This is a genomic window from Microcystis sp. LE19-10.1B, from assembly GCF_027530565.1.
Taxonomy (GTDB): Bacteria; Cyanobacteriota; Cyanobacteriia; order Cyanobacteriales; family Microcystaceae; genus Microcystis; species Microcystis aeruginosa.
On record NZ_JAPZQM010000348.1, the window covers coordinates 1 to 1,613 of the forward strand.

The window sequence follows — 1,613 nt, forward strand, 5'->3', positions numbered from 1 at the left end:
CTTAAAACCTGTCAGCTTTTTTGCCGCATCTTTCAAGCTTGATTTGATTTTTTCAGTCAGTTCAGTTACCATAGTTGAGAGTGAGAGTAACAAGTTGCTTCTCTAGTCTAGATGGTAATTTATTAATACGCAAGTCCCTAACAACAGTTTTTCTGAGAGGTTGTGGACGTGGTGAAACAGAAGAAAACGGTGATGATTCCCGTCGAGATGGTCGAGACTATCTCATGGTCGGAGGAGGCGGGATTGAAGTTAAAGGAGATTCGGGAGGGACAGGGACTATCTCGCAATAAGTTGGTAAATAAGATTAGGGATGCCGGTCGGGACATTTCACCCCAGCACATCCAAAAGTTGGAGACTGGTTTCAAGGCAATAACGGCAGAAACTCAAACGGCCAAGAGCGTCGGCACGGCTACCCTCCGAGCGATTCTCGACGCTTTGGATTACCCGCTCGATCGGTTCCTCACCGAAATCGGTCACAAGTAAACCTCCTGAGTGCCTTTTTAATCCCCGAACCAAACCGACGATAACTTCCGAAATTCTCTTGCTTCCAATTGAAGCCTTTTTTTTTAGGGACTATACTGGATTTATCCGTTAGTTCCGCATACCCTTCAACTATTCCAGCTTTTTGTCCCCTCGATTCGGTATTTATTTTTTATTCTTAACCCCTCGGAGATGAAAAATTATGCAACAAGCCGCCTCCTTACCCGATCGCTACCGAATAGGAAAAACCCAGTTTTACGAACGCCGTCAGCACCTGATCCGCTTGGGTTACGCCATGGAAGCCGAGAAACACGGACGAAACAGCTACTACAGTGATGAACAGGTGCAAATATTCGATGACCTAAACACCTACTATAAGAAATGGGGTACTCTCGAAGGTTTTCCGAGTGCTCCCCCCGAAATCGCTGATAAACAGACCAAAACCGAGAAAAATTCCCCCGTAACTAACGCCCAGACGGGATTAGTTCAGCGAGAGAGTGAAAAAGTCATAAACGATTCCGTCGATGCCGAAGAAATCTTCGTTGATACCAATCCCTTAGAAGACATTCAAGAAAATAATTTTCGTCGTGTGGATGAGGCCGCCCAGTTTGCCGCCGCCCAGAATCTCGTCGCTTTCAACTACCTGACCGTCAACTACTTGACATCCTCGCCGCCGTAAAACGGACGGCGATTCCCAAACCTCACGATTTAGGTTTCTGTTTCTTTCCCTTGCGGGGTTCCGCACCTGCCTTAACAGATTTACTCTGTTCTGGTCTTATGGTCGCTCTACAGACTGACACCGCAAGCCCTGCGGCCAAAATATTTTTACTGGCGTTAATATCTCGGTCGTGGTGAGTCCCACAGTCTGGACAGTCCCATTCTCGAACATTTAACGGCATTTTCTCAGCAATATACCCGCAATTACTACACCTTTTAGAGCTAGGAAACCATCTATCTATTTCGATGTAATTTTTCCCGTACCAACGGCATTTATAGGCTAATTGTCGGGTGATTTCTCCCCAACTAACATCAGATATTGCCTGAGATAATTTCGGGTTTTTGACCATATTCTTGACGGCTAAATTCTCAACCACAATCGTTTGGTTTTCACGAACTAATTGAGTGGTTAGCTT

General features: G+C 45.6%; 3 protein-coding genes. 2 read left to right on the forward strand and 1 reads right to left on the reverse strand.

Annotated features, from left to right (window positions below; translation table 11 throughout):
- Nucleotides 1-162: 162 nt before the first annotated feature.
- The gene (locus tag O9332_RS12405) at nt 163-483 is read left to right on the forward strand and encodes a helix-turn-helix domain-containing protein (protein WP_045356694.1); all 321 of its coding nucleotides are present in this window, start codon (nt 163-165) and stop codon (nt 481-483) included.
- Between the two features lie 199 nt (nt 484-682).
- Complete coding sequence (locus tag O9332_RS12410; RefSeq protein WP_002758579.1) at nt 683-1,159, forward strand: hypothetical protein; 477 nt, start codon at nt 683-685, stop codon at nt 1,157-1,159.
- A 22-nt stretch (nt 1,160-1,181) separates the two neighbouring features.
- On the opposite strand, the gene O9332_RS12415 is transcribed toward O9332_RS12410, so the two are convergent.
- On the reverse strand, nt 1,182-1,613 hold a 432-nt coding region (locus tag O9332_RS12415), incomplete at its 5' end, for an RNA-guided endonuclease TnpB family protein (protein WP_288025812.1).

What these genes read in the sequence shown, in the direction of transcription:
- O9332_RS12410 (WP_002758579.1), top strand. Translation starts at nt 683, where the DNA reads ATGCAACAAGCCGCCTCCTTACCCGATCGCTACCGAATAGGAAAAACC.